Source organism: Acetomicrobium sp. S15 = DSM 107314, assembly GCF_016125955.1.
Lineage (GTDB): Bacteria > Synergistota > Synergistia > Synergistales > Thermosynergistaceae > Thermosynergistes > Thermosynergistes pyruvativorans.
Genome location: NZ_JADEVE010000129.1, coordinates 1 through 419, shown reverse-complemented (window position 1 = coordinate 419; position 419 = coordinate 1). Strand labels below are relative to the sequence as shown.

Genomic DNA, 419 nt, shown 5'->3' with positions numbered 1-419 from the left:
AAGCGCAGCGGCAGGAGGCATCCGGCGAGGCCCGTGGCTCCCCCGCCAGACACCAAGAGAGGAGCGACAGGCCCCTGGCATTTGCCCCCATCACCGTCGCCAAGACGGGTTGGTCCACCATCGCCCTCAGCGCTAGTCCGGTCCTGGTGTATTTCAGAAAGATGTAATAACTACCGGTGACGAAGGCCAACGCAGCCCAGGAAACCCAGAGGACCCCTGGTTGCCCCCACAGGTAGAAATCCAAACTACCTAAAATCAGTAGAAAAAGCGAAAGCGAACGCGGACCCAAAATCGGCCTTTTTAGAGGTCAAAATTAGGCCTGTTTTTGTGACGTAAGAAGTGGTTTTTGGAAGACCCCCGTGTATTTCGCTCTGAACGGAAATGCCTTTTTTTTTCTGTATGTAAATGTTTGATATGAA

Annotated in this window: 1 protein-coding gene; it reads right to left on the bottom strand. The window is 52.7% G+C overall.

Going from position 1 to position 419, the window contains the following annotated elements:
* A partial coding sequence (locus EZM41_RS03415; RefSeq protein WP_446697807.1) for an ABC transporter permease subunit occupies nt 1–289 on the bottom strand: 289 nt, incomplete at its 3' end.
* Nucleotides 290–419: the final 130 nt, after the last annotated feature.